Source organism: Pseudomonas sp. 32_A (assembly GCF_017490905.1).
Taxonomy (GTDB): Bacteria; Pseudomonadota; Gammaproteobacteria; order Pseudomonadales; family Pseudomonadaceae; genus Aquipseudomonas; species Aquipseudomonas inefficax.
Genome location: NZ_JAFGYI010000487.1, coordinates 1 through 244, shown reverse-complemented (window position 1 = coordinate 244; position 244 = coordinate 1). Strand labels below are relative to the sequence as shown.

Below are 244 nucleotides of genomic sequence, written 5' to 3'. Positions count from 1 at the left end.
AGCGAAACCGCCAGGCCGATACTGATCAGCAAGGCGCCCCACGGCCCGACGATATGCTCCAGTACCGAAGCCAGCGACGGGTTCTGCAGCCCGGCCAGTTCCGGCTGGGTCATCACCCCCAGCGACAGTACGTTGACCAGCACCAGGAACAGCAGCACGGTAACGAAGCCGATGACCGTGGCCTTGCCCACGTCAGAGCGTTTTTCCGCCCGCGACGAGAAGATGCTCGCACCCTCGATGCCGA

Annotated in this window: 1 protein-coding gene; it reads right to left on the bottom strand. The window is 63.9% G+C overall.

Annotated features, from left to right (window positions below):
• On the bottom strand, positions 1-244 hold a 244-nt coding region (locus tag J5M58_RS27545), incomplete at both ends, for an amino acid permease (RefSeq protein WP_207880676.1).